Below are 1037 nucleotides of genomic sequence, written 5' to 3'. Positions count from 1 at the left end.
GAATATTAGACCACAACAGATTTAATAGTTTTAGGTGATGGAGGCAGCAGTTTAAGTGCGCCTCAACCTGCATCAAATTCAAGCGATCAAGGTGATGGCGCTGGTAGTTCAGATATATTGCAGAAGCTGAGTCAGAGGCTTCAAGACGAAAATGGAAAATTTGCTCAGGTAGTTGAGCGTCTTAATGCAGGAGGGGATTTAACTTTAGCTAATGTGCAAGCTGCATGTCAAGTCTATCAAGAGCGCTTTAATCAAGGGGCGTTATTATCACATCAAAGCTTAGGTTTGCAGAAATTTGACGAGCTTGTTAATGGATTTAATGAAGAAGTGGCAAAGAAAAAGCGGCTTAAGGTTTTTAAAGAGATTAAAAGCGCAGTTCATGAAGCAAAAGAAGCATATATCAAACATTTACAGGATAAGGATGACAAAACTAAGCAGCAAGCAGAAGCGCTTGCAGATAAAAAATTTCAGAATGCTTTTTTAAATAGGGAAGACGATGCTATTTCCCCAATGNNGTTAGATTTGCATAAAAAAATGCGTCGCTTTGAATGGCCTGGTAGAAAATCAGATAGCAGGCGATTATTTCAAGAACATTTAAAACAATTTGGCATTGATATTTTGCAAAAACAGGTTAAGCAAAATGAGGATAACGTTCGCATAAGTGTACAAGGGATTATTGCTGGCAGAATTATAAATAAAGTGCTGGAAAATCCTGACTTTGATTTTCAAGGCAAGGAAGATGAATATAAAAGGCTTCAAGAATTAGTGAGTGACACCAATATTTATAGTCTTTATCAAAAATTAGTAAAAATAGCGCAAAAAAAACAAAAAATTGAGCAACTGCGTCAGGATCATCAAAAAGAACTAAGTCATCTTGAAGCGCAATTTAAGTATAAAGCTTTGGCTCTAATTTCAGCACAGGAAGGTGATTTAGAGACTTTAAAAACTGAGGTTACGAAATTAAGTAATGTGATTCAACAGGATACTTTTCCAAGTCAGTTATATAGCCTCGTTAATGACCCTCTTGATAAGCTTAA

The 1037-nt window shown here is 36.0% G+C and carries 1 protein-coding gene; it reads left to right on the top strand.

Annotation, left to right across the window (positions count from 1 at the left end; all coding sequences use genetic code 11):
- Positions 1-534: 534 nt before the first annotated feature.
- On the top strand, positions 535-1037 hold a 503-nt coding region (locus DNK84_RS14570), incomplete at its 3' end, for a hypothetical protein (protein ID WP_208123221.1).

The organism is Facilibium subflavum, from assembly GCF_003574485.1.
GTDB lineage: Bacteria > Pseudomonadota > Gammaproteobacteria > Francisellales > Francisellaceae > Facilibium > Facilibium subflavum.
Note: the sequence above shows the minus strand (reverse complement) of the source record. Positions and strands in the feature narration are given on the sequence as shown.